This is a genomic window from Blautia sp. OM06-15AC (assembly GCF_003481425.1).
Taxonomy (GTDB): Bacteria; Bacillota; Clostridia; order Lachnospirales; family Lachnospiraceae; genus Fusicatenibacter; species Fusicatenibacter saccharivorans.
This window is the reverse complement of record NZ_QULD01000009.1, coordinates 1-22,791: the sequence shown is the minus strand read 5'-3', so window position 1 is coordinate 22,791 and position 22,791 is coordinate 1. Positions and strand designations below refer to the sequence as shown.

21 protein-coding genes, 3 pseudogenes and 1 other annotated feature are annotated in these 22,791 nt (G+C 42.5%); of the genes and pseudogenes, 23 read left to right on the top strand and 1 reads right to left on the bottom strand.

The features are described 5' to 3' along the window. Positions 1-20: 20 nt before the first annotated feature. From DXB83_RS16500 to DXB83_RS11775, 23 genes and pseudogenes are all read left to right on the top strand, one after another. Positions 21-179, top strand: coding sequence for a hypothetical protein (locus tag DXB83_RS16500; protein ID WP_158581112.1), 159 nt, complete (start codon positions 21-23; stop codon positions 177-179). Positions 180-200: 21 nt separating this feature from the next. Continuing rightward, positions 201-473 (top strand) — a binding site (T-box leader). A 114-nt stretch (positions 474-587) separates the two neighbouring features. Continuing rightward, positions 588-1,088, top strand: a complete 501-nt coding sequence (locus DXB83_RS11870; RefSeq protein ID WP_055228267.1) for a TRAP transporter small permease — start codon at positions 588-590, stop codon at positions 1,086-1,088. After that, complete coding sequence (locus tag DXB83_RS11865; protein WP_118697673.1) at positions 1,085-4,471, top strand: TRAP transporter large permease subunit; 3,387 nt, start codon at positions 1,085-1,087, stop codon at positions 4,469-4,471. The genes DXB83_RS11870 and DXB83_RS11865 overlap by 4 nt, the downstream gene beginning before the upstream one ends. 195 nt (positions 4,472-4,666) lie before the next feature. Beyond that, positions 4,667-6,061, top strand: coding sequence for a hypothetical protein (locus DXB83_RS11860; protein WP_118697672.1), 1,395 nt, complete (start codon positions 4,667-4,669; stop codon positions 6,059-6,061). Positions 6,062-6,188: 127 nt separating this feature from the next. Beyond that, a pseudogene (locus DXB83_RS16495) lies at positions 6,189-6,566 on the top strand (transposase); the annotation flags it as partial. Positions 6,567-6,973: 407 nt separating this feature from the next. Next, on the top strand, positions 6,974-7,567 hold the full coding sequence (locus tag DXB83_RS11850) for a class I SAM-dependent methyltransferase (protein ID WP_118697671.1): 594 nt from the start codon (positions 6,974-6,976) through the stop codon (positions 7,565-7,567). Positions 7,568-7,650: 83 nt separating this feature from the next. Further along, positions 7,651-9,054 (top strand): DEAD/DEAH box helicase, encoded by a 1,404-nt coding sequence (locus tag DXB83_RS11845; RefSeq protein ID WP_147326135.1) that lies wholly within the window; start codon positions 7,651-7,653, stop codon positions 9,052-9,054. Beyond that, positions 8,976-9,293, top strand: coding sequence for a DEAD/DEAH box helicase (locus DXB83_RS11840; RefSeq protein WP_118697670.1), 318 nt, complete (start codon positions 8,976-8,978; stop codon positions 9,291-9,293). Before DXB83_RS11845 ends, DXB83_RS11840 begins: the two co-directional genes overlap by 79 nt. Positions 9,294-9,381: 88 nt before the next feature. Beyond that, a complete protein-coding gene (locus tag DXB83_RS17030; RefSeq protein WP_256359700.1) occupies positions 9,382-9,513 on the top strand; it encodes a hypothetical protein in 132 nt (43 codons plus the stop codon). After that, the gene (mobC, locus tag DXB83_RS11835; protein WP_242991212.1) at positions 9,458-9,649 is read left to right on the top strand and encodes a plasmid mobilization relaxosome protein MobC; all 192 of its coding nucleotides are present in this window, start codon (positions 9,458-9,460) and stop codon (positions 9,647-9,649) included. Before DXB83_RS17030 ends, mobC begins: the two co-directional genes overlap by 56 nt. 13 nt (positions 9,650-9,662) lie before the next feature. Beyond that, entirely contained in the window at positions 9,663-10,622 is a 960-nt protein-coding gene (locus DXB83_RS11830) for a relaxase/mobilization nuclease domain-containing protein (RefSeq protein ID WP_330410168.1), read from the top strand. A gap of 111 nt (positions 10,623-10,733) precedes the next feature. Further along, entirely contained in the window at positions 10,734-11,609 is an 876-nt protein-coding gene (locus tag DXB83_RS16935) for a transposase (protein ID WP_243002141.1), read from the top strand. An 80-nt stretch (positions 11,610-11,689) separates the two neighbouring features. After that, positions 11,690-12,289, top strand: a complete 600-nt coding sequence (locus DXB83_RS16930; protein ID WP_242991210.1) for a Mu transposase domain-containing protein — start codon at positions 11,690-11,692, stop codon at positions 12,287-12,289. 12 nt (positions 12,290-12,301) lie between these two features. Beyond that, positions 12,302-13,081 (top strand): ATP-binding protein, encoded by a 780-nt coding sequence (locus DXB83_RS11820; protein WP_118697669.1) that lies wholly within the window; start codon positions 12,302-12,304, stop codon positions 13,079-13,081. Positions 13,082-13,312: 231 nt separating this feature from the next. Then, complete coding sequence (locus DXB83_RS11815; RefSeq protein WP_117510947.1) at positions 13,313-14,758, top strand: AAA family ATPase; 1,446 nt, start codon at positions 13,313-13,315, stop codon at positions 14,756-14,758. Then, positions 14,758-15,555: a hypothetical protein gene (locus DXB83_RS11810; protein WP_117510915.1), complete on the top strand. Its 798-nt coding sequence runs from the start codon at positions 14,758-14,760 to the stop codon at positions 15,553-15,555. Before DXB83_RS11815 ends, DXB83_RS11810 begins: the two co-directional genes overlap by 1 nt. 101 nt (positions 15,556-15,656) lie before the next feature. Next, positions 15,657-15,743: pseudogene (locus DXB83_RS17285) on the top strand (DNA cytosine methyltransferase); the annotation flags it as partial. 26 nt (positions 15,744-15,769) lie between these two features. Beyond that, positions 15,770-16,456, top strand: a pseudogene (locus DXB83_RS11800) (Mu transposase domain-containing protein); the annotation flags it as partial. Positions 16,457-16,462: 6 nt separating this feature from the next. Then, complete coding sequence (istB, locus tag DXB83_RS11795) at positions 16,463-17,239, top strand: IS21-like element helper ATPase IstB (protein ID WP_117510913.1); 777 nt, start codon at positions 16,463-16,465, stop codon at positions 17,237-17,239. 34 nt (positions 17,240-17,273) lie between these two features. Further along, complete coding sequence (gene tnpB, locus DXB83_RS11790) at positions 17,274-17,678, top strand: IS66 family insertion sequence element accessory protein TnpB (RefSeq protein ID WP_117805366.1); 405 nt, start codon at positions 17,274-17,276, stop codon at positions 17,676-17,678. A gap of 190 nt (positions 17,679-17,868) precedes the next feature. Next, positions 17,869-18,918, top strand: a complete 1,050-nt coding sequence (locus DXB83_RS11785; RefSeq protein ID WP_117510909.1) for an ATP-binding protein — start codon at positions 17,869-17,871, stop codon at positions 18,916-18,918. Then, the gene (locus tag DXB83_RS11780) at positions 18,911-21,175 is read left to right on the top strand and encodes a S8 family peptidase (RefSeq protein WP_117510907.1); all 2,265 of its coding nucleotides are present in this window, start codon (positions 18,911-18,913) and stop codon (positions 21,173-21,175) included. The genes DXB83_RS11785 and DXB83_RS11780 overlap by 8 nt, the downstream gene beginning before the upstream one ends. Before the next feature lie 24 nt (positions 21,176-21,199). After that, positions 21,200-22,225 carry a U32 family peptidase gene (locus tag DXB83_RS11775; protein ID WP_117510905.1) on the top strand — a complete coding sequence of 342 codons (1,026 nt, stop codon included), beginning with the start codon at positions 21,200-21,202 and terminating at the stop codon, positions 22,223-22,225. Positions 22,226-22,497: 272 nt separating this feature from the next. Here DXB83_RS11775 and DXB83_RS16715 read toward each other — a convergent pair. Further along, positions 22,498-22,791: hypothetical protein (locus tag DXB83_RS16715; protein WP_207665916.1), on the bottom strand; the 294-nt coding region annotated here is incomplete at its 5' end.

Below are 22,791 nucleotides of genomic sequence, written 5' to 3'. Positions count from 1 at the left end.
ACTGATGTTGGAAGATCGAGATGAAAAATCAGGCTGCATATTTCGGATACCGCAGATTATTATATAAAAGATATGGAAAAGATGCAAGAAAAAGGTCAGAAACCGAAAAAAATGCGGTTTTTCAAAAAATCAACAAATTTTTCCAGCCAATTCTTGACAATCAACAAAAATCGCGTTAAAATTGCTTCTGTCGTGTAAAAGCAAATTCTGAGAAAAGAAAAAGTAAATGCAGACAAATCGTTTTCAGAGAGCTGCCGGAAAGGTGCGAGACAGCAACGAATCTGGATTGAAAATCATCTTGGAGAAGGAAAGCCCAACGAATCGGCCGTGTATCGTACTATGTGCCGGAATTCCAGTAGGTTTTCACGGGAGTTTCCCGTTACAGAAACCGCGTATGCTTGTGCGTTGTATTCGTGCTTGTTTCAAAGAAGAGACAAGGGTGGTTGCGGGAAAAGAACAGTTCCGTCCCTCGTTGAGGGGCGGATTTTTTTGTTTGTCAGCTGCAAATTCACCCCGGTAATACAGCCTGGCAAAGAATAGATCCTGCTGGAACATTGTACCTGACAGCGGGAAAAGGGAGGAAACATATGAAAGTGTACAAAAAAATCATGAATGGACTGGCATTTGTTGAGAAACTGGTTCTCGTGCTGTCCACGATCCTGATTGTTGTGCTTACGGTGGGAAACGTTCTTTCCCGTAAGGTACTGCATCAGTCCTGGTCATTTACCGAAGAGCTTGTCGTTGCGGTATTTGTCCTGATTACACTTCTCGCAGCAGCGCTTGCTGCCCGTGACGGAGAACTGGTCAATCTTTCTTTGCTGCCGGACCGTCTTTCTGCGAAGGCGAGAAGAATCCTGCTGGTTGTCAACACAGCATTTAGTGTTGCCTTTACCGTAGTTCTGTTTAAATACGGCATGGACAAGGTACTGACCCAGCTTGCCAACGGAAAGAGAACGTTCGTTTTAAACTGGCCGGAATGGATTTTCTGGTCTTTCGTACCGATCGGCGCAGCCTGCATGACGCTGCACATGATCGAATATCTGATTGATACATTCGTAAAAGCAAAAGAGGAGGGACAGAAAAAATGATCAGTGCAATTCTTTTTCTTTCATTCTTTGTTTTTCTGATCCTTGGTATCCCGATTGGCATCTGCCTTGGTCTGTCTTCGATCTGCGCGATCCTGTACTCCGGTACATCCCTGACCATCGTAGCAACCAATATGTATTCCGGTATCAGTAAATTTTTGCTCCTTGCCATTCCGTTCTTTGTACTGTCCGGAAACATTATGGCAAAAGCGGGCATTTCCAAACGACTGATTCGTTTCGTCGACACCTGCGTCGGCCATAAAAAGGGCGGTATCGCGATCGTATGCGTTATCGTAGCCTGCTTCTTTGGCGCGATTTCCGGTTCCGGTCCGGCAACCGTAGCAGCACTTGGTATGGTTCTGATCCCTGCCATGATTGAGCGAGGCGGATTTTCTGCTCCGTTTTCCACGGCCCTGATGGCGACGTCAAGTTCGATTGCGATCGTCATACCGCCGAGTATTGCATTCGTTGTTTATGCATCCATCACAGGCGTATCCATCGCCGATATGTTCACAGCAGGTATCGTTCCTGGTATTCTGATGGGTGTGGCCCTTGTCATCGTTGTTCTTCTGGAGGCAAAGAAACACAACATTCAGCCGACCCAGAAAAAAGCAACAGCCAAAGAAAGATGGGATGCTTTTAAAGATGCTTTCTGGGGATTCTTAATGCCGGTCATCATCCTTGGCGGTATCTATGGAAGTATTTTCACCCCGACCGAGGCAGCTGCCGTTTCCGTTGTATACGGTCTGTTTGTCGGAATCTTTATTTATAAAGAGATCAAACTGAAAGACCTGTGGGATCTGATGGTAGATTCTGCCAAAACAACCGGTGGAATTATGCTGATCGTCGCAAGTGCTTCTCTGTTCTCCTTTGTCTGCACAAAGTTTGGTATTGCGCAGGCAGCGTCGGATCTTCTTGGAAGCGTTGCTCATAACCAGTTTGTATTCCTTCTGATTGTCAATATCATTTTCCTGATTGCAGGATGCTTTATCGATGCAAACTCTGCCATGTATATTTTCATCCCGATTATGCTTCCGGTCTGCAAAGCCCTTGGCTATGACCTGATAGCATTCGGTATCGTGGCAACGGTCAACCTGGCCATCGGACAGGTAACTCCGCCGGTCGGTGTCAACCTGTTTGTCGCCATTTCCGTAAAACTGAAAAAAGGAATGGAAGTTACCATTCAGCAGATTTCCAAAGCCGTTATGCCAATGATCGCAGCATCGGTAGCAGTTCTGCTTCTGATTACGTATGTTCCGCAGATTTCCACGTTCCTTCCAAAAGCACTGGCAAAAGACGGAGCTTATACCGGAACGGTAGCTGCAGCAACGAATTCCGATACTTCCAGTGGCGATGGTGCGGATGGCAGCACAGCAGGAAATTCCTCCGGCAATGAGGATTACAATGATATCGCTGATTACAGTGACCTTGGATGGGAAGAGCAGACCTGGAACTTTACCTGCTCCACCACCGAGAACAGTACCTGGGCAGAAGGCGGACGCAAGTTCGGCGAGCTCATGGAAAAAGCAACCGGCGGCAAGATCAAAGTCAATGTATACGCTGCAGACCAGCTGACCAACGGAAACCAGTCCGAGGGAATCCAGGCACTGATGAACGGAGATCCGGTACAGATTTCGATGCACAGCAACCTGATTTACTCTGCATTTGACCCGAGATTTAACGTCGTATCTCTTCCGTTCCTGTTTGATTCCGTAGAAGATGCGGATGCCAAACTGGACGGCGAGGCAGGCGAAAAATTAAAAGCAATCCTCGATGAGTACGGCCTGCACTGCATGGGAATCGCCGAGAACGGTTTCCGTCAGCTGACCAACAGCAAGCAGGAAGTAAAAACCGTCGATGATATGAAGAACCTGAAAATCCGTGTAGCAGGAAGTAACCTGCTGATGGAGTGCTACAAACGCTGGGGTGCCGATGCGACCAACATGAACTGGTCTGAGACCTACACCGCCCTGCAGCAGAAAACCGTAGAAGGCCAGGAGAATCCGCTTCCGGCTATCGATGCAGCCAGCGTACAGGAAGTACAGCCGTACTGCTCCATGTGGAATGCAATTTATGACTGCCTGTTCTTCTGCATTAACGGAGACATCTATAACAATCTGACCCCGGAGCAGCAGAAAGTTGTCGATGAGGCCGGACAGAAAGCAGTAGACTACGAACGTGCCATCAACCGTGCCGGTGATAATGAGATTATGGACCGCTGGCAGAACGAGAACGGTGTCAAGATCACCAAATACGAAGATATGGACATCGACTCCTTCAAACAGGCGGTAGACGGTGTAGATGCGTGGTATCAGAAGGAACTGGAAACCGCAGGTTATGACGATGCCAAAGATCTGATTGAAGCCTTTACAAAGAAAGATACATCTTCTGCAAGCACCTACGATGTAGAAGACAGAAGCGATCTCGACTGGCCGGAGCAGACCTGGAACTTCACCTGCTCCACGACAGAAACCAGTACCTGGGCAGAAGGCGGCCGGAAGTTCGGAGAACTGATCGAAAAAGCAACCGGCGGCAAGATCAAAGTCAACGTATATGCCGCAGACCAGCTGACCAACGGAAACCAGTCCGAGGGTATCCAGGCACTGATTGATGGAGATCCGGTACAGATTTCGATGCACAGCAATCTGATTTACTCTGCATTTGATCCGAGATTTAACGTCGTATCCCTTCCGTTTCTGTTTGATTCCGTAGAAGATGCGGATGCCAAACTGGACGGCGAGGCAGGCGAAAAATTAAAAGAGATCCTTGATGAGTACGGCCTGCACTGCATGGGAATCGCTGAGAACGGTTTCCGCCAGCTGACCAACAGCAAGCAGGAAGTAAAAACCGTCGATGATATGAAAAACCTGAAAATCCGTGTGGCAGGAAGCAACCTGCTGATGGAATGTTACAAACGCTGGGGCGCCGATGCGACCAACATGAACTGGTCCGAGACCTACACGGCCCTGCAGCAGAAAACCGTAGAAGGTCAGGAAAATCCGCTTCCGGCTATCGATGCAGCCAGCGTACAGGAAGTACAGCCGTACTGCTCGATGTGGAATGCAATTTATGACTGTCTGTTCTTCTGCATCAACGGGGACATTTACGACAGTATGACTTCGGAGCAGCAGGAAGTAATCGATGAGTGCGGACGTCTGGCAACACAGTACGAGCGTGAAATCAACCGCGCCGGTGATGACGAAATCAAGAACCGCTGGCAGAATGAAAATGGTGTTACCATTACCAATTATGAGGATATGGACATCGATTCGTTCAAACAGGCCGTAGACGGCGTGGACGAGTGGTATCAGAAAGAACTGGAAGGACAGGGATATGATGATGCCAAAGAGTTGATTGAGACGTTTACAAAAGAGGCAGCTTCGTGAACATCTTTATAAGATTTGCTGAGTTTGCCTGAAAAAATAATGTAACAAACTACATATTTGGTAGAAAATAAAAATTCATCCATGACTTGGAGGTCTCTGGTGAGACTGCTTCCGGGCGTGGGTGGATTTTTTTATTTGAGTTTTCCAGGAAAACAGGTATACTGGATGGTATCAGAAAACAGGAGATTTGAATCAATGAAACAGAAAAAAGAACGGGAAAAAGAAATCAGTCAATGGCCATGGATTTCCATGCTGCCGTTTGGAATCCTAGCGGGATACTGGGGAGATAAGGAAGTGCGGATCACGGCAATTTCAGAATATGGCTTTCAGACCCGTCTTGCGACACCGACTACAGTTGAGCAGAAAAATGCGCCGTGGGAACTGGCATTTTACGATCAGAAAACAGCATCCTACCAGCGGATTCTTCTTCGTGATGCGACTTTTCTGCAGGAAAAAGAGGAAGATTTTGATGTTGTTTATACTTTCGCCACGGAACAGGAAGATTATCAAAATGCGGTACAGCGCCTTGCCCTGCAATACAGCCAGTATATCCGGTGGAAGATGGAAGATGATGATGCCGCGCTTGCAGAAGAGATAACAGGATATCCTGCGGAGCAGGACGCGTTTCATCTGGAAAGTCTGGAAGAGCAGAAAAAAGTATGGTTTTCCGGAATTACGAAGGAAACCTTTGTGGCATTGCAAAATAGTGCTGCCGGATCCGGGCAGCCGATTGAGCTGGCGCTCGAACTGGACCGGCCGGAATGGTATAAGGCGTATCTTTCGATGGAAAGTGCGGTGTTTTTTGATGCTTATTTTCGGAGAAACCAGATTGCAGATCCGCCGGTTTTTCACCCGGATCGGCTCTATATAGGAAATGCTTTCTGCCCGCATCTGGCACCAACGGAAGAGGAACTGTTCGCACTGATGGATAAAGCCTGCCGGGAGTCATTTTCAATTACGCTTACTTTTCCATTTTTGCTGGAAGAAAATCTGACGGAAACGCAAGCACGTCTGCAGCATCTTGCCAGATGGTGTGAACAAAAGAACAAAACCATTGAGATTGTCGTAAATGACTGGGGAACGGCCCATCTGGCAGCTCAGCTTCCGGTGTTTTCTCTCTGCCTTGGCGTGCTGCTCAACAAGCGAAAAAAAGATCCACGGATGGCCTATAAGCTGGGAAACCGGACGCTGTTTGAACAAAATAGCGTTCATGCGGCGTTTTACCAGGAATATTTAAAAGAAGAATTTCGGATGGAACGGTATGAATGGGAGAGCTGCGGCGATACCAGTACAAGGAAGTTTCCAGAAGGGAAAAACAGTATGCATCTTCCATTTTATCAGACCAATACCTCACAGTACTGTCCACTGTATGCAGCATGTACTAAAGGAAGCCGCGGCGCGCAGACGCCGGTGCGGAAGTGCCATAGATTCTGTGAAGAACAGGCGTTTTTGTATCCGGAGCATTTGCGGATGATGGGGAGGTATAATTCGTTGTTTGGGATTGATTTGTCGATCTTGCAGGAGCCGGAGACGATGGGGAAAATGTATGGGCTGCGCGGGATAGACCGGATTGTAGTGAATTTGCTATAGTGACTTCTTAAGAAGGATGTTCGCAGTTCATATTTTCAACTTGATAGAGCTGCCAATTCGTGATAAGTTGAAAAACAACTGGAAGGGTGCAGACTTCTCTGAAATATTTTTGAGGAGGTGTATGCACATGGGAAAACCGGATATTGTTACCAAAGCATACATGCGAAAGAGTAACATTTTTGCAGATGCGTTCAATTATCTTATCTACAATGGAAGAAAAGTTATTAATCCAGAAAAACTGACAGAAGTTGATTCAACAGAGATTGCCATATCGTTTGGCGCAAAGAAAGAGAGAAAAGAGGCAAAAGAGATAACCGAAATGACAGAAGATCCGGTTCAGAAATATCGGGATATATTGAAAACAGCTGCGGTTATGCAGGAATCGGAAACGTATTATCTGCTTCTTGGAATCGAAAATCAGACAGACATTCATTATGCAATGCCGGTTCGAAACATGATATACGATGCTTTACAGTATGGCAAACAGGTTACAGACACTGCGGCAAGCATCATATCTTTCCGAAACATTATCTTGAAAAGATCGGGTACGATAATGACCGTGACAGAAACCAGATTGCGAACTTTACATACTTGGACTATACAACAAACATTGATATTTCCGATGAAGCTCCGGCGGAATATGTCTGCCGGTACCGAGAGAAATTAGGAGAAGAAGGATACAGGCTTGCCTGTGCTCAGAATGCATTACCTGAGAATTTTGAGCAGTTATCGTATCCTGAATTTCTGAAGCAGAGAAGATTATTGATGGCGCAGATCGTCAAAAAGGCATATAATGAACTTGACAAGTAAGTATCTATAAAATGTCTGAAGAAGTGTTTTCGGTTTGAAAAAAGAGAAAACAGTTTTGCACAGCACATGCTTTACATTTTCTATCAAGGAGATCATCACAATATGGAAAACCAAACAATCGCTTATTACAACCAAAATGCAGCTTCTTTCATACAAGGCACTGTTTCTGTAGATTTCCAGACGACGCAGGATAAATTTTTAAACGCTTTGCCGGGAAAGAGAGTGCTGGATTTCGGGTGTGGCTCCGGAAGAGACACGAAGTATTTTCTTGGAAACGGTCTTGCTGTTACGGCGATGGACGGTTCAGAAGAACTGTGCAAATACGCCAGTGCCTATACCGGTATTCCGGTAAAAAACATGATATTTCAGGATTTGGATGAGATGAATCAATATGACGGTATCTGGGCGTGTTCATCGATTCTGCATTTACCGAAAAAAGAATTAAAAATGGTATTCCATAAGATGGTAACAGCGTTGGACACTAATGGGATTATTTATACCTCCTTTAAATATGGAACGTTTGAAGGCGAAAGAAACGGCCGTTTTTTTACGGATTTCACACCGGATACTTTTTCTGATTTTATCAAGGATGTGGAGCAGATCCGAATAGAAGAAGAGTGGATTACGGATGATGTAAGACCGGGAAGGGAGAAGGAAAAGTGGCTGAATCTGATATTGAAAAAGACAGGTTTCTAGCAGAACACGCAGATTTTAGATTTCGGGAACAGGTGTGTTATCCAAATGGTGGAATTTCCCGGTTTTATGATAATGGGATAGATATGGTTGTTATTGATGATGGTATCTGCTCTCATGAGCCAAAAGAGCCGGTTTTTCCCTATATGCTGATTACGGAGAAGCAGAATGATTATATGCATCGCTTTCAAAGGGTGTTTCGTTTTCTGGGATATGCGCGGGAAAATCTGGATTCATATCTTGCCAAAGATGGAATTGTCCTGGAAGGCGGTTATATACGAAACACAGGAGATCGGAGCGAGCAGGCCGATGCTTCTCCGCTGGAAATTCATTTCGAAGAGAATTTTTCAAGTGTTTATGGAATGAATGCGCTGAGATATCTGACGCGGGAATATGGAATTTGTGATGAAAATGGAAGGAATTATTTTCTCGATTATTTTGTCAGAACAAAGGATCAGAAATATGCGATCGAAGAAAACGGCCTTGATTACCATCATCCGCAAATTATTGGAGAGGAAAAATATCGCAATCAGCTCAAGAAACAAAATACGTGTGCCCTGTGGGGGATCAAATTATTTCGCTTTTCCAAAGAGGATTGCGAATTTGCCAGTCGGATTGAGGATGATATCAAACAGTATTTTGGAAAAGATTCTTCGAATTTTGTGGATGACGGAATTAAAGTTGAAAGAAAAGTTGAGCTGTATGAACATCAGACTGTCAGCCTGCAGGAAATACAAAAGCGCAGAGAAGCGGGTATCAAAGCATTTTTGATTGTGCTGCCTACAGCAGCGGGAAAATCGAAAATTGTGGAAGAAGATTTACAGACATTCGCAGAAGGAAAACAAAAGTTCCGTGGCCTGATTCTGGTTCCGGGAGTCAATCTTTTGCTGGACTGGGAAGAAAGAATAAAGGCTTCGCTGCCAGAGTTAAAAGATAAGATTGATATTCGAACGTATGCCTTCGCGGCCAGACATTATACGGACACTGCACCGGACTATTACAATTATCTTGTCGTGGATGAAGCACATCATGCGGTTGCGCCAGTGCTGAAAAGAGTCGTGCAATACTATCGGACAGCTTTTACGATAGGCCTGACGGCGACGGATCAGCGGCCGGATAAAAGAAAGCTGGAAACGGTGTTTGGATCGTATACGACTTCGTTATCCTTAAAAGAAGCGATGGAAAAGGGAGTGGTCGCGAAAGCGAATGTTTACCGGATTGAAACGAATCTTGATCTTTCCAGTGTAAGGTTTAATGGGCGGGATTATGTCAATGCGGATCTGGAGAAAAGAATCCGGGTCACTTCAAGAAATGAGCTGATTGTCCACGTACTTTCAGAGTATTTTACGTCTGGCGAAGCGGGCACGAGACAGGGTGTTGTTTTTTGTGTCATGTTGCGCATGCGAACGAAATGGCAAAGCTCCTTAATAAGGCAAATATTTCAGCGGCCAGCTACACAAGGCAGACAAAAAATCAAAGTTCTGTTATGAAAGCGTTCAAAGAAAAGGAAATTCGTTTCCTGTGTGCCTGCAATATGATTTCAGAGGGATGGGATTATCCGGAACTCGGCATTCTGGTGATGGCAAGGCCTACGCTTTCCAAGGTTCTTTATCTGCAGCAGGTCGGAAGGGGACTGCGGAAAACGGACACCAAGAAAAATGTGATTGTGATTGACGTAGTCGATGAGTACGGCGCCATGATCAAGCCCTGCCTGTATTGGAGAAACTGAAAGAACAGAGCAGATAGACAACACCACAGCTTCCTGTTCCAGAGAGAAAACCGATTCCGGGATGTTGTTTTGAAAGGGAAATTGGAGAATGTTAGAAAGAACCAAAGACATTCATATCTGGGCTACACCAGAGGAACTTGAAAAAATAATGAAGCGTGATAGTAATGGATCTGTCGGATCTAAAAGAAATATTAAGGCTGCTACAGATATCAGGAAATAATCTGAATCAGTATGCAAAAAAAGCAAATGAAACAGTTAGCATTTACCATGAGGATATTGAAGAATTGAAAAATAATCAGAAGGAAATCTTACAGGAAATGAGAAAAGTGCTGGACAGATTAACAGCAATTATGTAAGGCAGGTGAGAGAATGGCGGCAACAAAACTGATAGCAATGCATCAGAACAAAGGACGGAGCGTGATGCAGTGTCTGAAAGACAGAACAGATTATGCAATGAACGGGGACAAGACAGAAGATGGAAAATATATCTCATCTTATCAGTGTAATCCGGAGCTGGTTGATCTGGAATTTGCTCAGGCAAAAAAAGAATATCTGCATAAAACATGGCGGCAGCCTAAGGGAGATGTACTTGCATATCAGATCCGCCAGTCTTTCAAGCCGGGAGAAATTACACCGGAGGAAGCAAATGAAGTAGGGTATGAAACCGGTATGAGATTCACTAAAGGGAAGCATGCTTTTATCGTGGCAACGCATGTGGACCGGGCGCATATTCATAATCATATCATTTTCAATTCTACCAATCTGGACTGTGACCGGAAGTTTCGTGACTTCTGGTTTTCGGGAATTGCTTTGCAGAGACTCAGCGACATTATCTGTCTGGAGCATGGACTTTCCATCATTCCGAAAGTAAAACCGAGTGAGAGACAAAGGAGAACAAAGTACCCGGAACGGATCAGTATGAGGGATGTCATCCGGGAAGATATTCTGAGGTGTCTGGAGCAGAAGCCGGAAGATTTTGAAGTGCTTCTGAAATTATTGCAGCAGGAAGGGTATGAGATTAAACGTGGAAAGCATACTGCAATATGTGGAAACGAGCAGAAGCGTTTTATCAGATTCCGTTCTCTGGGAGAAGATTATACAGAAGAAAATCTGAAAAAAATAATTGCCGGAGAGAAAGAATTACCTGAGAAAAAAGAAAAAGCATCTGATCAGAAAGTTGTGAAATCAGAAAAACGGAAGTTTGACCTGGTGGTGGATATTCAAGAAAGAATAAATAGCAAGAAGAATGCTCGGAATAATATACGAGTATTTTTTTGTGAAATGGTGCAAATTCCGGCTCATCGGACCACGCATTCCGCTAAGAACTGATCAGCCTTTCCGGATGTAACTGAACGCATTTCCGCTTCAGCTGATCAATAAGTTTTCAACGTGTTATAGTTCTTTCGTAGTCATCAAATGATTGCGAAAGGAGGCATAACTATGCAAGACTACAACACGATTATCGGCTCCATCCAGATGCGTTTGAATGGATGCCAGACCAGGTCCGTTATGGACCGTTACAAGATTGGCTCAGGTACATTAAATCTGATCATGAGCCGATACCATGCCAACGGAATCCCAATCGAGGAACTCCGAATGATGGCACCTAAGGAAGTTGAGAACCTTTTCTATCCGCAGAAAAATCTACAGAGGAAAGATGTCCCACTTCCAGATTTCCAGTATTACTATGACAGAATCCATGCACCAGGGAGCCGCATGAACATTTCGTTCTGTTGGCTGGATTATAAAGAAAAGAATCCTGATGGTTATGAGAAGTCACAGTTTTACGAATACTTCAACCGATTCATAGCAGAAAACTATGGTGGCCAGAAGGTATCCATGGCCGTAAACCGAATCCCGGGTGAAAAGATGTATATCGACTGGGTCGGTGATCAGCCGGAACTGTTAACAGATACCGAAACGGGCGAGATCAAAAAAGTCCATATCTTTGCGACCACTCTTGGAGTCAGCAGTCTGATCTATGCAGAAGCTTTTCCAAATGAGAAGCTCCCATGTTTTATAGAAGGCTGTGCCCATGCTGTTTCATTTTATGGTGCTGTTACGAAATACTTTGTGCCCGATAACCTGCGAACTGCTGTAACCAAGCACACAAAGGATGAACTTATCCTGCAGTCTACATTTGCAGATCTGGAAGATTTCTATGAAACTATAGTTCTTCCACCACCCGCTAGAAAGCCGAAAGGCAAGCCTACAGTTGAAAATCATGTACGTTATCTTGAAATACACCTGGTTGAGAAACTGAAAGAAAAGATATATGTATCATTTGAAGACCTAAATGCTGAAATAAAAAAATAGTAGCAGTCCTCAATAAACGATCTTTTCAAGGCAAGGACTTCTCAAGACAGGATGCTTTCGAAAAGTATGACAAACCATGTATGAAACCACTGCCAGGCGGATGTTACACGGCTTGCGACTATAAAGCGGTCCTAAAAGTTCCCAACAACTACCACATCGAGTATGACGGCCACTACTACTCCGTATTGTACTCTTACTGTGGCAAGCCTGCAATCCTGAAGGCAACCGCTTCAGAGATCCGGATCTGTGATCAGTATAATCGGCTGATCTGTACACATAAGCGGTCTTATAGGGAGTTTCCGCTGTATATCACAGTAGATGAACATATGCCGCCAGAACACCTTTATTATAAAGAAGTCAATGCAAAGGATGGTAATTATTACCGCCGCTGGGCTTCTGCCATTGGTCCTGCAATGTCAGAACTGATTGACAGACTCCTTAAATCATCGAAACATGAAGAGCAGTCTTATAATGCCTGTGCAGGTATCCTGCATAAAGTAAAAGTAATCCCGAAAGGTGCTGCTGAAGAAGTTGCCCGTAAATGTATAGAGATCAATTCCTGTAAATATTTTACCTTCAAGCAGATGCTGAAAAAGATGGATGTGAAGGAACTCCCCGAGCATTCACCAGGAACACTGCCTAATCATGAAAATATCAGAGGAAAGGACTACTATAAGTAAGGGTGACGTACTATGGCATACAGATTAAAAGACTATCTTTATAACGATAAACTCACAAAGGAACAGAACATACTCATGGACCGGCTGTATAAACTTCGTATGTCCGGTATGGCTGAAGCCTTTGAAAAGCAGCTTCTGGAACCAAACACAGGTCTCGAACCATTTGAAGTCCGCTTTGCTGCTATTGTAAATCAGGAGTGGGATCAGCGTGAGAGTAAAAAGTTTAAACGTCTCATGAAGAAAGCATCTCTGAAATATCCTGCAGCTGATCTTGACAGTTCAATCTATGATCCAGAACGTCAGCTGAATACACACGTCATAGAACTTCTGGCCAAGTGTGATTGGATCGATGAACCGAATAACCTGCTGATGACCGGAGGAGCTGGTGCTGGGAAAACACACATCGCCTGCGCCTTATGTATCACAGCAATGCATCAGAATCGTACTGTTAAATATATACGTGCGAACACACTTTTAAAGGAATCCGATCATGCCAGACAGGAAGGTACTTACTTTGAGTATTCGAATGAAATGGCAGCTTATGATCTCATGGTGATAGATGATTTCGGTTTAATGGATCTGGACATTGAAAAATGCCGCGACTTGTTTGAAATCATCGAGTCCAGAGACTGCCGCAAGGCAACTATTATAATCTCTCAGATTCCAGTATCCGGATGGTATCAACTTTTTGGGGATTCCACCTATGCGGATGCCTGCTTAAGCCGAATGACATCCAAAGCATATCGTCTTGAATTTCCTGGCAGGGATCGCAGAGTAAATAATGGTAACTAATAAACGTGCTGAGCTTTGCTCAGTTTAAAGCGGAATGGCGCTCCGTTCCTCTGAAACGGATGCGCAGTTCTTGCGGAATATGCAAATGGGCATATTCTAATATAAAAGGAAAATAAAACTGTAATCAAAATGCAAAAATCGAGTAAAAAATATAAAATATAGATTCTGCTTGACAAATAACTGGAGGCGTGTATAATGTTCTATAGGAGCTACAAATATGTGAGGTGTATTATGAGCGAACATGATTTTATAACAGAAGAACATGGTGATAATTTACCTACTGTTAGAATAAAAAAAGTAATATTGAAAGATTTTAAGAGCGTTGGTTATGGAGAAATCACTTTTAACTGTGGAAGACAGTTTATTCCATACAACACAGAATCTGATATTCTCGGTATATATGGACAAAACGGATCAGGAAAGACTTCTTTTATTGAAGCATTAGCAATTTTGCAGGAATTAATGGCCGGTGCCACAGTTCCGAGTGTATATGCTGATTGCGTTGCCGCTGGCAAAGAGTTTTCAGAGTTGGAGTTTGTTTTTGATTTGCAGTATCCAGATGGGGCTATACGTGAAGCGGCTTATTCATTCCGCATGTCAAGTCAAAAATTAACAGCGGAAGAGATTAGAGAACGCTATAAAGATGCTCCAGAGGAATTTGAAATACCTGAAGAAGAGTGTAAAGTTGTTATTTTTGATGAAAAGTTTTCGTTGTTGTGGGAAGATGCATCGAAAAGACAGGCGATTATCGATACATCATCAGAAGATTCTCCGTTTAAACCAACTACAAAAAGAAAAGAAATTGCTGGTGTTGGGAAGAAAACTTTAGTTTCTCTTGAAGTAAACAAACAGCTTGCGCGTAGCAATTCGAGATCTTTCATTTTTATGACGGATACGCTTAAAATATTTGAGGAAAATGATAACAAGTCATTATTCTTCAGAGTATTAATAGAACTTCGATTATTTGCAAGACATTTCCTGTTTGTTATTGATACAAAATCATCGGGATTTATTCGCTTAAACTTTGCACTTCCTATTTATACAAGATCTAGAAGAATGATGTTTGATGCACGAAGACCTATGGTTATTGATAATGAGGATTTAGAACATCTTTGTGAAGAACTGAGTGATATTAGTTCGGTATTAACCCAGCTAGTTCCGGGATTGTCTATCGGTTTTAAGGAGATTTCTCAAACTTTAGATAAAGATGGGGAAGCTGCAACTGTTACTATGCTGACTGCATATAGAGATGGAAAGGAATTGCCGTTGCGAGATGAATCGGATGGTGTTAGAAAAATCATCTCTGTTCTGAGTTTAATTATAGCGGCGTTTAATGAACAGTCTGTAACTGTGGCAATTGATGAATTTGATGCAGGTATATTTGAGTACTTGCTAGGCGAAATTCTTCAGTCTATGGAAGAGTCTGGAAAAGGACAGTTTATTTTTACATCCCATAACCTTAGACCGTTGGAAGTAATAAATAAAAAGTTCTTGTATTTTACTACGACAAATCCTCAGAACAGATATATTCGTTTGAAAAATATATCTGCAACAAATAATCTTAGAGATACTTATTTTAGAGAAATAATCCTTTGTGAACAGGAAGAAGAAATCTACAATAAGACAAAGAAATTTAAGATTATAGCTGCACTTAAGAAGGCAGGAGGATTGCGTTAATGGGAAAAAGGCCAAAGAGGAAGATTGTGCTATTTCTAGTTGAAGGCAAATCTGACCGAGAGGCTCTGAAGCTTGCTATCCCAGAGTTATATGATCAGATTGATGAGGATATCGAAGTCTATTTTCCGGTGATTCGTCGGGAAGATGAGGAGAAAGGCGGAGATATTACAACAAGCCGTTACACAGATAAGCAGGGGAAAAACTATTGGGTTCATCCCAATAATATAGAGGACGCAATATACACTCTGTTCTTGGATGATTTCTTTGACAGAGAAAAGATTTTGCCAAAGGATATTACAGAAATAATTCAAATCGTTGATACTGATGGTGCATATATTTCTGATGAGTGTATTGTAGAGGATTCTTCTTTGCAAGAGGAAGAATCACCATTCTATAAAGATGATGAGATTGCTTGCTTAGATGTTGAAAAGATAAAACTGAGAAATCAGCAAAAAAGTGAAAACCTTACATATTTAAGTAAGTGTTCAACTATAAAAGTCAAGCAGAAAACAGTGCCATACTCTGTGTATTATTTTTCAAGTAATCTTGATCATTTCTTACACCATTCTGCAAATCTGGATTACAGAATGAAAAGAAACTTGGCTGATACATTTGCAAGAAACTACATTGGTGATGTTGAAGGATTTGTTAAAGAAATAGCAGGTGATCCTGATGCAGTAAAGAATATGAGTTATGAGGAATCTTGGGATTTTATAAAAAAAGGAAATAATTCATTGCATAGACACACCAATTTGAATGTTTTGCTTACTAAGCTATTTGAGGAAGCAGAGAGTTAAAATGCGGATGAGAAAGGGTTCTGTAATTAAGTTGTATTTCCTTGATTGCAGGACTTTTATATGCATTAAAAAAATGATTATTATGTTGGAGGAATAAACCGATGCCTAAAAAGGTGGTTAAGTTCATAGATTTATTTTCAGGAATGGGAGGTATTAGGCTTGGGTTTGAGCAGGCCTTCAAAAAAGCCGGCTATAATACAAAATGTGTTCTAACATTAGAAATAAAAGACTGTTCAACCAAAGGCTCTTTCAAAAGAAAGAGGGCAGTCGGCAAAGCTTGTTTCTTGAGGAAGAAAAACCATTGCTGGCACCATTACCTGCTACCCGTTTTGAACTGATCGACTGGAAGACAGCCACCGTCCAGTTCAATTATCACATATCTGTAGACGGAATGCTATACTCCGTTCCTTATGAATACATCAAAAAGAAAGTTGATGTAAAGGTAACAGATACCACTATTGAAATTTTCTACAACCATAGCCGCATTGCTTCCCACCGTCGTCTGAAAGGACGCCTCGGGCAGTACAGCACGGTCACGGAACATATGCCGGAAGAACATCAGAAATATCTGGAATGGAACGGCGACCGGTTCCGCAAATGGGCTGAGCGGATTGGCATAAATACGTACACTGTGGTCAATGCAATACTGACCTCCAAACGTGTGGAACAACAGACCTACCGAAGTTGTATGGGACTTCTGAAGCTTGCTGAGAAATACTCAGATGCATTGCCTCAAGCAACCTGTAAAAAGGCGTTATCCTATACATCTTCGCCCAGTTACAAGAGCATAAAGAACATCCTTGTAACCGGTTCTGTGAAACCGGAACCAGAAACTACTGAATCAAAAACCACACATAAAACACACGGCATCACGAGAGGTTCCGATTACTATCGGAGGTAAACACATATGACCAATCAGAGTACAATTGATAAATTAATTGAAATGCTTCTTACCACTATGGCAGATGCATTTCGTAACCAACTTGATGATCCCAAATTTAAAGAAATACCTTTTGAGGATCGCTTCGGTATGCTGGTGGACATCGAATACAGCAATCGTAAAAACAATCGTCAGAAACGACTAATCCGTAACGCTGGATTCGACCAGCCGGAAGCAAGTATCATGGATATCAACTACACTTCCGGGCGCAAGCTTAACAAGGATCTTATTAACCGGCTTGTAACTTGCGAATATATATCTGAACACCGGAATCTCTTTATCACCGGTGCTACAGGCTGCGGTAAAACTTACATGGCCTGTGCCTTTGGCATGGAGGCTTGTAAGCAGTATTTCAATACCAAGTATGTCCGTCTTCCTGATCTGCTTATTGATCTGGAGATGGCACGGACTGATGGCAACTACAAAAAAGTTATGGCTAAGTATGCCAATCCTGTTGTCCTGATTCTGGATGAATGGCTTCTGTTGAAACCAACGGATTCAGAACAGAGGGATATCTTCGAATTGCTCCACAGGAGACGCAAGAAATCTTCAACGATTTTCTGCTCCCAGTATGAATTCGAGGAATGGTATGATCAGCTTGGTGGTGATGCCAGTCCTCTTGCTGACGCAATCATCGACCGAATAGCTCATGACAGTTATCGCATCAACATCACAAGTATTGATGCTGAGCATGACAGATCCATGAGAGAAGTATACGGTTTGGCTAAAAATCTACGCGAATAATTCATAACCTATGTGGCTCAGTCCGTCTGGATAGGTGGCTCACGCCACACTGGACTGGCGGCTCCGCCGCACAGGAATATTCACAGATGCTTCCGGTTTTAAAAAAGTTTATCTGGCGATGGGATTTACGGATCTCCGGCGTGGGATTAATGGTCTTGCAAACATCGTCCGGTTTCAGTTTCAACTGGATCCTTATGATAAAAATACGCTGTTTCTCTTTTGTGGGCGAAAATGCGATCGGATCAAGGCATTACTTTGGGAAGGAGACGGGTTTCTCCTTATGTACAAAAGACTCGACAATGGTGCATTCCGATGGCCACGCTCTGCGGACAAGGCAATGGCCATCACAGAAGAACAGTACCACATGCTGATGCAGGGTCTGGAGATTGTTGCGCGCCATCCGATTTCTGAATTAAAAGAAACACCCACTATCCTGTAGTTTGTGCAAAATGCTGAAAATAAAAATGCGAAAAAGAGTAAACGATGTAAAGTGGTGGTTAAAAATCTATAAACAAAAAAGCAGCCTATGTGGGCTGCTTTTTTGCTATAAAAGATAAACTGTCCCAATATTGACAAAATTGTCCCAACATGATATAAAAAAGACAGCGAATAAAAATGGGGTGCATAGTATGAAGAAGAAAAGTGTTATAAGTTTAATTAAGTATTATACCGAAAAAAATGATGTTGGTTTTCGCAGTGAAGCTTATGAAATAGCAAAGGATTTTGATGCATCCGGCGATTATCAACTGGCTGAGTATATTATGTCATTATTATCAAATGCTAATACGTTTGTGCCGCAGGTATCAGAGAATGTTTCTCCTTTTTTTGAAAAAATAGAAGCGAATACGGATATGTTATTACTTCCGGATGAAATTACAGGTGATTTAATAGGGATAGTTAATGCAATTGAGCATCACATTGGAATTAATAAGTTCCTTTTTCAGGGAGCGCCTGGAACAGGAAAAACGGAAGCAGTAAAACAATTGGCAAGAATCTTAAACAGAGAGATTTTTATGGTGGATTTTTCTTCTGTTATAGATAGTAAGCTTGGTCAGACACAGAAGAATCTGTCTATGTTATTTAAAGAAATCAACCAATTTGCTCAACCGGATAAGGTGATTGTTCTATTTGATGAAATCGATGCATTGGCATTGGATCGCACGAACCAAAACGATTTAAGAGAAATGGGGCGGGCTACATCAACAATGTTAAAAGAGTTTGACCGAATGAATGAAGATGTTGTTTTGATTGCAACAACAAATCTTTACCAGTATTTTGACAGGGCATTGATAAGAAGGTTTGATTCTGTGATTGATTTTAACCGTTATTCGCAGGAAGATCTTCTTTCTATTGCTGAGCAGATGCTGGATCGTTATCTGGATAAGCTGAAACTTGCAAATAGAGATATTCGCCTGTTTCGGAAAATTATGAAATTGATGTCCAAATTACCATATCCAGGCGAACTGAAAAATTTGATCAGGACGTCGGTTGCCTTTAGTAATCCGAAAGACGGCATGGATTATTTTAGACGGTTATACTATGCAGTATGTAATGAAAAACCAGACGATCTGAAAAAACTGCAGAGTCAGAAATTCACAGTGAGAGAAATGGAAATATTGGTTGGACGTTCCAAAAGCAGCGTGGCTCGTGATTTAAAAGAAGGTGTAAGGGATGAATAGTATTTTACAGTTAAAAGGAAGATTCGAACAAAGATCAAATCGTTCCAGACCGGGATCACCTAAGCTTCCAAAAGGGAAAAGTGTTTCTGCATCACATTTACGTGAGTTGGAAAAGCAGCTGGAAAGAATACTTGTATATTGGACGGAAAACAAGGATATTCGTGGTGCCCTGGTAAGTGTACATTATAAGCATATTGTTGCCAAAAGCAACCGGTTGAAAATTCTACTGTCAGAAAATGGAAAATCACCGACAGAATCAATTCGAGGGGCCAAATTTGTCTGGGAGCCAGATCAAAAAGGAAATGAAGTGCAAAAACATGTTTTTACACATTTTGTTTCCTTGCAGGCAATTGAAAAATCTATCGATGTTTTAAAAAAGACAGCGTCTATCATAGAACAGTATTATAAAGGTTCTGTTCCTAGTGAAGTAATAGAAGAATTAGGCGAAAAATATCATTTTAATGAAGTACCCAAAACCAGTTTTCTGAAAACCATGGTTGACGGCTTTTATGTGGAACGATTTGATATCGACAGAGCAACGGAGGAAATAACAGAAGAAGCAATCATTACCATCTATCAGACAGGGGTGGATACAAAAAGACTTCTTTCAAAATTCGGAATTGATATTGTAGATGATCGCATCATAGACGGAACTACTTTAAGACTGAATCCAGACGAAGTTAAATTGCTATATAACAATGCGTCGTATCTGATCGCTATGGGAGTTACAGACTTCTCTGAGATTTCAAGAGACGATGTGTTAGATGCGTATGAGGATATGGAAGAGGATGCCGGATTATTAATCCCACATCCACAGAACGAACCGGTCATAGGTGTGATAGATACACAGTTCAATGAAAAAGTGTATTTTCACGAGTGGGTTGAATATAAAAATCTTTTGGATCCTAATATTCCTCTGTCCAGGAAAGATTATGAACACGGAACAGCTGTCAGCTATATTATCGTAGATGGTCCACAGGGAAACCCGGAGCTTGCGGATGGCTGCGGCAGATTTCGCGTAAGACATTTTGGAGTGGCAACAAATAACGGATTTAGTTCTTTTACTGTTCTGAAAATGATCCGAAATATTGTTGCGTCCAATCGAGATATTAAAGTCTGGAATTTATCGCTGGGATCAAAACTTGAAATCAAACCAAATTTTATTTCGCCGGAGGCTGCAGAGCTGGATCGTATTCAGAGTGAATATGATGTTATTTTTGTGGTAGCAGGTACAAATATTCCGGCAGGAGTTACCAAAAAGAATATGAGAATTGGATCTCCGGCAGATTCCCTGAATTCTATGGTGGTTAATGCTGTGGATTTTGCAGGAAACTCTGCTTCTTATACCAGGATTGGACCTGTTCTGTCGTTTTTTCATAAACCGGATGTCAGTTATTATGGTGGTGATGGAACGGTCTATACAGATAAAATGGTGGTATGCAAAGACGATATGGGAGCAGCATACGTAGCGGGAACTTCATTTGCAGCGCCATGGATTTCACGTAAACTGGCATATTTGATTCATATTATGGGATTAAGCCGGGAAGTGGCGAAAGCATTGCTGATTGATGCAGCTGCCGGATGGAATCGAAGAGATGATATTTCACATAGAATCGGATATGGTGTTGTGCCAAAGCATATTAATGAGGTTTTAAAAACACCGGATGATGAAATACGTTTCATTATGACAGGGGCATCGGAGGAATATGAAACTTATACTTATAATCTGCCAGTGCCTGTTGTAGATCATGCGCACCCGTTTTATGCAAGAGCCACCCTGGCATATTTTCCACAGTGCGATCGCAAACAGGGTGTTGACTATACGAGTACAGAAATGGATATTCAGTTTGGCAGAGTTGTTGCCAAAAGAGGGTCAACCATGATTAAAGCAATTGATGACAATCGACAGTCTGAAGAGAAACAGATTACTTTGTACGAAGAAGATGCAAGAAAAATGTATCGCAAATGGGATAATGTGAAACATATCAGTGAAAAAATAAAAGAAAAAAGGGTTCCCCGAAAGGCTTATGATTCTGGGTTATGGGGACTTAAGATTAATACGAAAGAATGCTTGCAGAAAAGAAAAGATTCTCTTCCGTTTGGTGTGGTTGTAACGTTAAAAGAGATGAATGGAGTAAATCGTATAGACGATTTTGTGAAGATGTGTCTTGCAAGAGGTTGGCTGGTTCAGAGACTTGATATTGAAAATCAGCTGGATTTGTATGCTAAGGCGGAGGAAGAGATTGAATTTGAATGAGGCGCAAGCGAAAGGATTTAACTTATGAAAATCACATCAGGCCTCGGCTCCATTGATGACTATCCCCGTTACGTCCGCGCCGGAGCAGACGAGCTGTTCTGCGGTTACGTTCCGTTTTCCTGGTCAGAAAAATACGGAACGGTTCTGCCGCTGAATCGGAGAGAGGTTTTAAACTATAACGTACAAATTGGATCGTTCAGTGAACTGGAAATTCTGGCCAATATGGTGCAGAAATACCAGAAGCCAGTGCATCTGGCGTTCAATTCGCTGTATTACCGGCAGGAACAGTATGAAGAAATTACGCAGATCATCCAACAGTGCCGCAGCATAGGGTTTGACAGTTATATTCTTGCGGATCCCGCGCTGCTTGTGTACCTGCGAAAAGAAAAGATCGACTGTGAGGTGCATCTGAGCGGGGATTTGGGAACGGTGAATTCTGCGATGACAGAGGTTTTTGCGAAAGAATACCCGAAGAGGATCATTTTCCAGCGCAAAAATACGATCTCGGAAATGCGTGCAGTGATTCGGCATATAACTGCGCAGAAAGAAGCCGCTCGAAAAGAATGGACTTATCCAACGGAGTTCGAGGCATTTGCTTTGAATGAACTGTGCCAGTTCAGTGGTGCTTTCTGCAATTCCCTGCACTGCGATGAAATGGGATATCTTTGCCGGGTTCCTTACTGGAAGAAACCGATGTCGTTTTCAGAATCTAAATTAGAAAAACAAGAAAAAAATCGTCCGGGAGAAAATATTTCTATATCCGAATGGGATTCTGCATCAGAACTGATGAATCCTGTATCGGAAGATGGTTACCTCTGCGGCGCAACCGGCTGCGGCCTGTGTACATTAAAACAGCTTTCCGATGCTGGAATCACTCATCTGAAGCTGGTAGGCCGGGGAAATTATACCGATTTTATGGAGCGTGATATCCGAAATCTGCGCCGCACGCTGGAGATTCTGGAGGATTCTTCTACGGAAGAAGAATATATCCGAGCGATGAAAGCAGAGCTTTTTCCAAATGGATGCAGTCACATGTGCTATGTCAGATAAAATATGTCAACTCTTTCTGAAGTAATGCATTTGGGATTGACATATTTTTGTATCAAGGGTTAGTCCTCGAAAGAAAATGTAAGAAAGGCTCTGCGTATGCAGGGTCTTTCTTAATCTAAAGAAATAGTGGAGAACGTAATGAGAAATGTTTTCCCAGCACGCTTTAATAATTAACATAATGATGAATCGTCTTCTGCGCCAGATGATACTGCTCCAGTGTCATGGCGATTTTTCCTTTTTTCAGGGAAATTAGCTTTGCAGCATTTCTGATTTCAGGCATTCTGGGATCGGTAAATTATTATAAGAGCGGGAACCTTGACCTGAAAACGGCAGGTGTGCTTTCGGCCGGAAGTTTTGTCGGCGCGCTTGCCGGTGCTCCTGGTCGCACATGGCATCAGTGTCTTTACCGGAAGCAAAAATGCAACGAAAATCAACCAGACGCTGCTGAAACGGATCGTGGCTGTGGCTTCGATTGCGATCGCGTGCATCAAACTCTTTCTCTGATTGAAAACGGCGCGTCGCATTCTCGTTACTTTAGCCTGCAAATAAAAAGTCAATACTAAAAT

Excerpts from the sequence above, each read along its gene's own strand:
- DXB83_RS11845 (WP_147326135.1), top strand. The coding sequence starts at position 7,651 with ATGGTTGTTATTGATGATGGTATCTGCTCTCATGAGCCAAAAGAGCCG.
- DXB83_RS16930 (WP_242991210.1), top strand. The coding sequence starts at position 11,690 with ATGAAACCACTGCCAGGCGGATGTTACACGGCTTGCGACTATAAAGCG.
- DXB83_RS11840 (WP_118697670.1), top strand. The coding sequence starts at position 8,976 with ATGGCAAAGCTCCTTAATAAGGCAAATATTTCAGCGGCCAGCTACACA.
- DXB83_RS17030 (WP_256359700.1), top strand. The coding sequence starts at position 9,382 with ATGTTAGAAAGAACCAAAGACATTCATATCTGGGCTACACCAGAGGAA.
- DXB83_RS11850 (WP_118697671.1), top strand. The coding sequence starts at position 6,974 with ATGGAAAACCAAACAATCGCTTATTACAACCAAAATGCAGCTTCTTTC.
- istB (WP_117510913.1), top strand. The coding sequence starts at position 16,463 with ATGACCAATCAGAGTACAATTGATAAATTAATTGAAATGCTTCTTACC.
- DXB83_RS11810 (WP_117510915.1), top strand. The coding sequence starts at position 14,758 with ATGGGAAAAAGGCCAAAGAGGAAGATTGTGCTATTTCTAGTTGAAGGC.
- DXB83_RS11870 (WP_055228267.1), top strand. The coding sequence starts at position 588 with ATGAAAGTGTACAAAAAAATCATGAATGGACTGGCATTTGTTGAGAAA.
- DXB83_RS11860 (WP_118697672.1), top strand. The coding sequence starts at position 4,667 with ATGAAACAGAAAAAAGAACGGGAAAAAGAAATCAGTCAATGGCCATGG.
- DXB83_RS11830 (WP_330410168.1), top strand. The coding sequence starts at position 9,663 with ATGGCGGCAACAAAACTGATAGCAATGCATCAGAACAAAGGACGGAGC.
- DXB83_RS11785 (WP_117510909.1), top strand. The coding sequence starts at position 17,869 with ATGAAGAAGAAAAGTGTTATAAGTTTAATTAAGTATTATACCGAAAAA.
- DXB83_RS11775 (WP_117510905.1), top strand. The coding sequence starts at position 21,200 with ATGAAAATCACATCAGGCCTCGGCTCCATTGATGACTATCCCCGTTAC.
- DXB83_RS11780 (WP_117510907.1), top strand. The coding sequence starts at position 18,911 with ATGAATAGTATTTTACAGTTAAAAGGAAGATTCGAACAAAGATCAAAT.
- mobC (WP_242991212.1), top strand. The coding sequence starts at position 9,458 with ATGGATCTGTCGGATCTAAAAGAAATATTAAGGCTGCTACAGATATCA.
- DXB83_RS16500 (WP_158581112.1), top strand. The coding sequence starts at position 21 with ATGAAAAATCAGGCTGCATATTTCGGATACCGCAGATTATTATATAAA.
- DXB83_RS11865 (WP_118697673.1), top strand. The coding sequence starts at position 1,085 with ATGATCAGTGCAATTCTTTTTCTTTCATTCTTTGTTTTTCTGATCCTT.
- DXB83_RS11815 (WP_117510947.1), top strand. The coding sequence starts at position 13,313 with ATGAGCGAACATGATTTTATAACAGAAGAACATGGTGATAATTTACCT.
- DXB83_RS11820 (WP_118697669.1), top strand. The coding sequence starts at position 12,302 with ATGGCATACAGATTAAAAGACTATCTTTATAACGATAAACTCACAAAG.
- DXB83_RS16935 (WP_243002141.1), top strand. The coding sequence starts at position 10,734 with ATGCAAGACTACAACACGATTATCGGCTCCATCCAGATGCGTTTGAAT.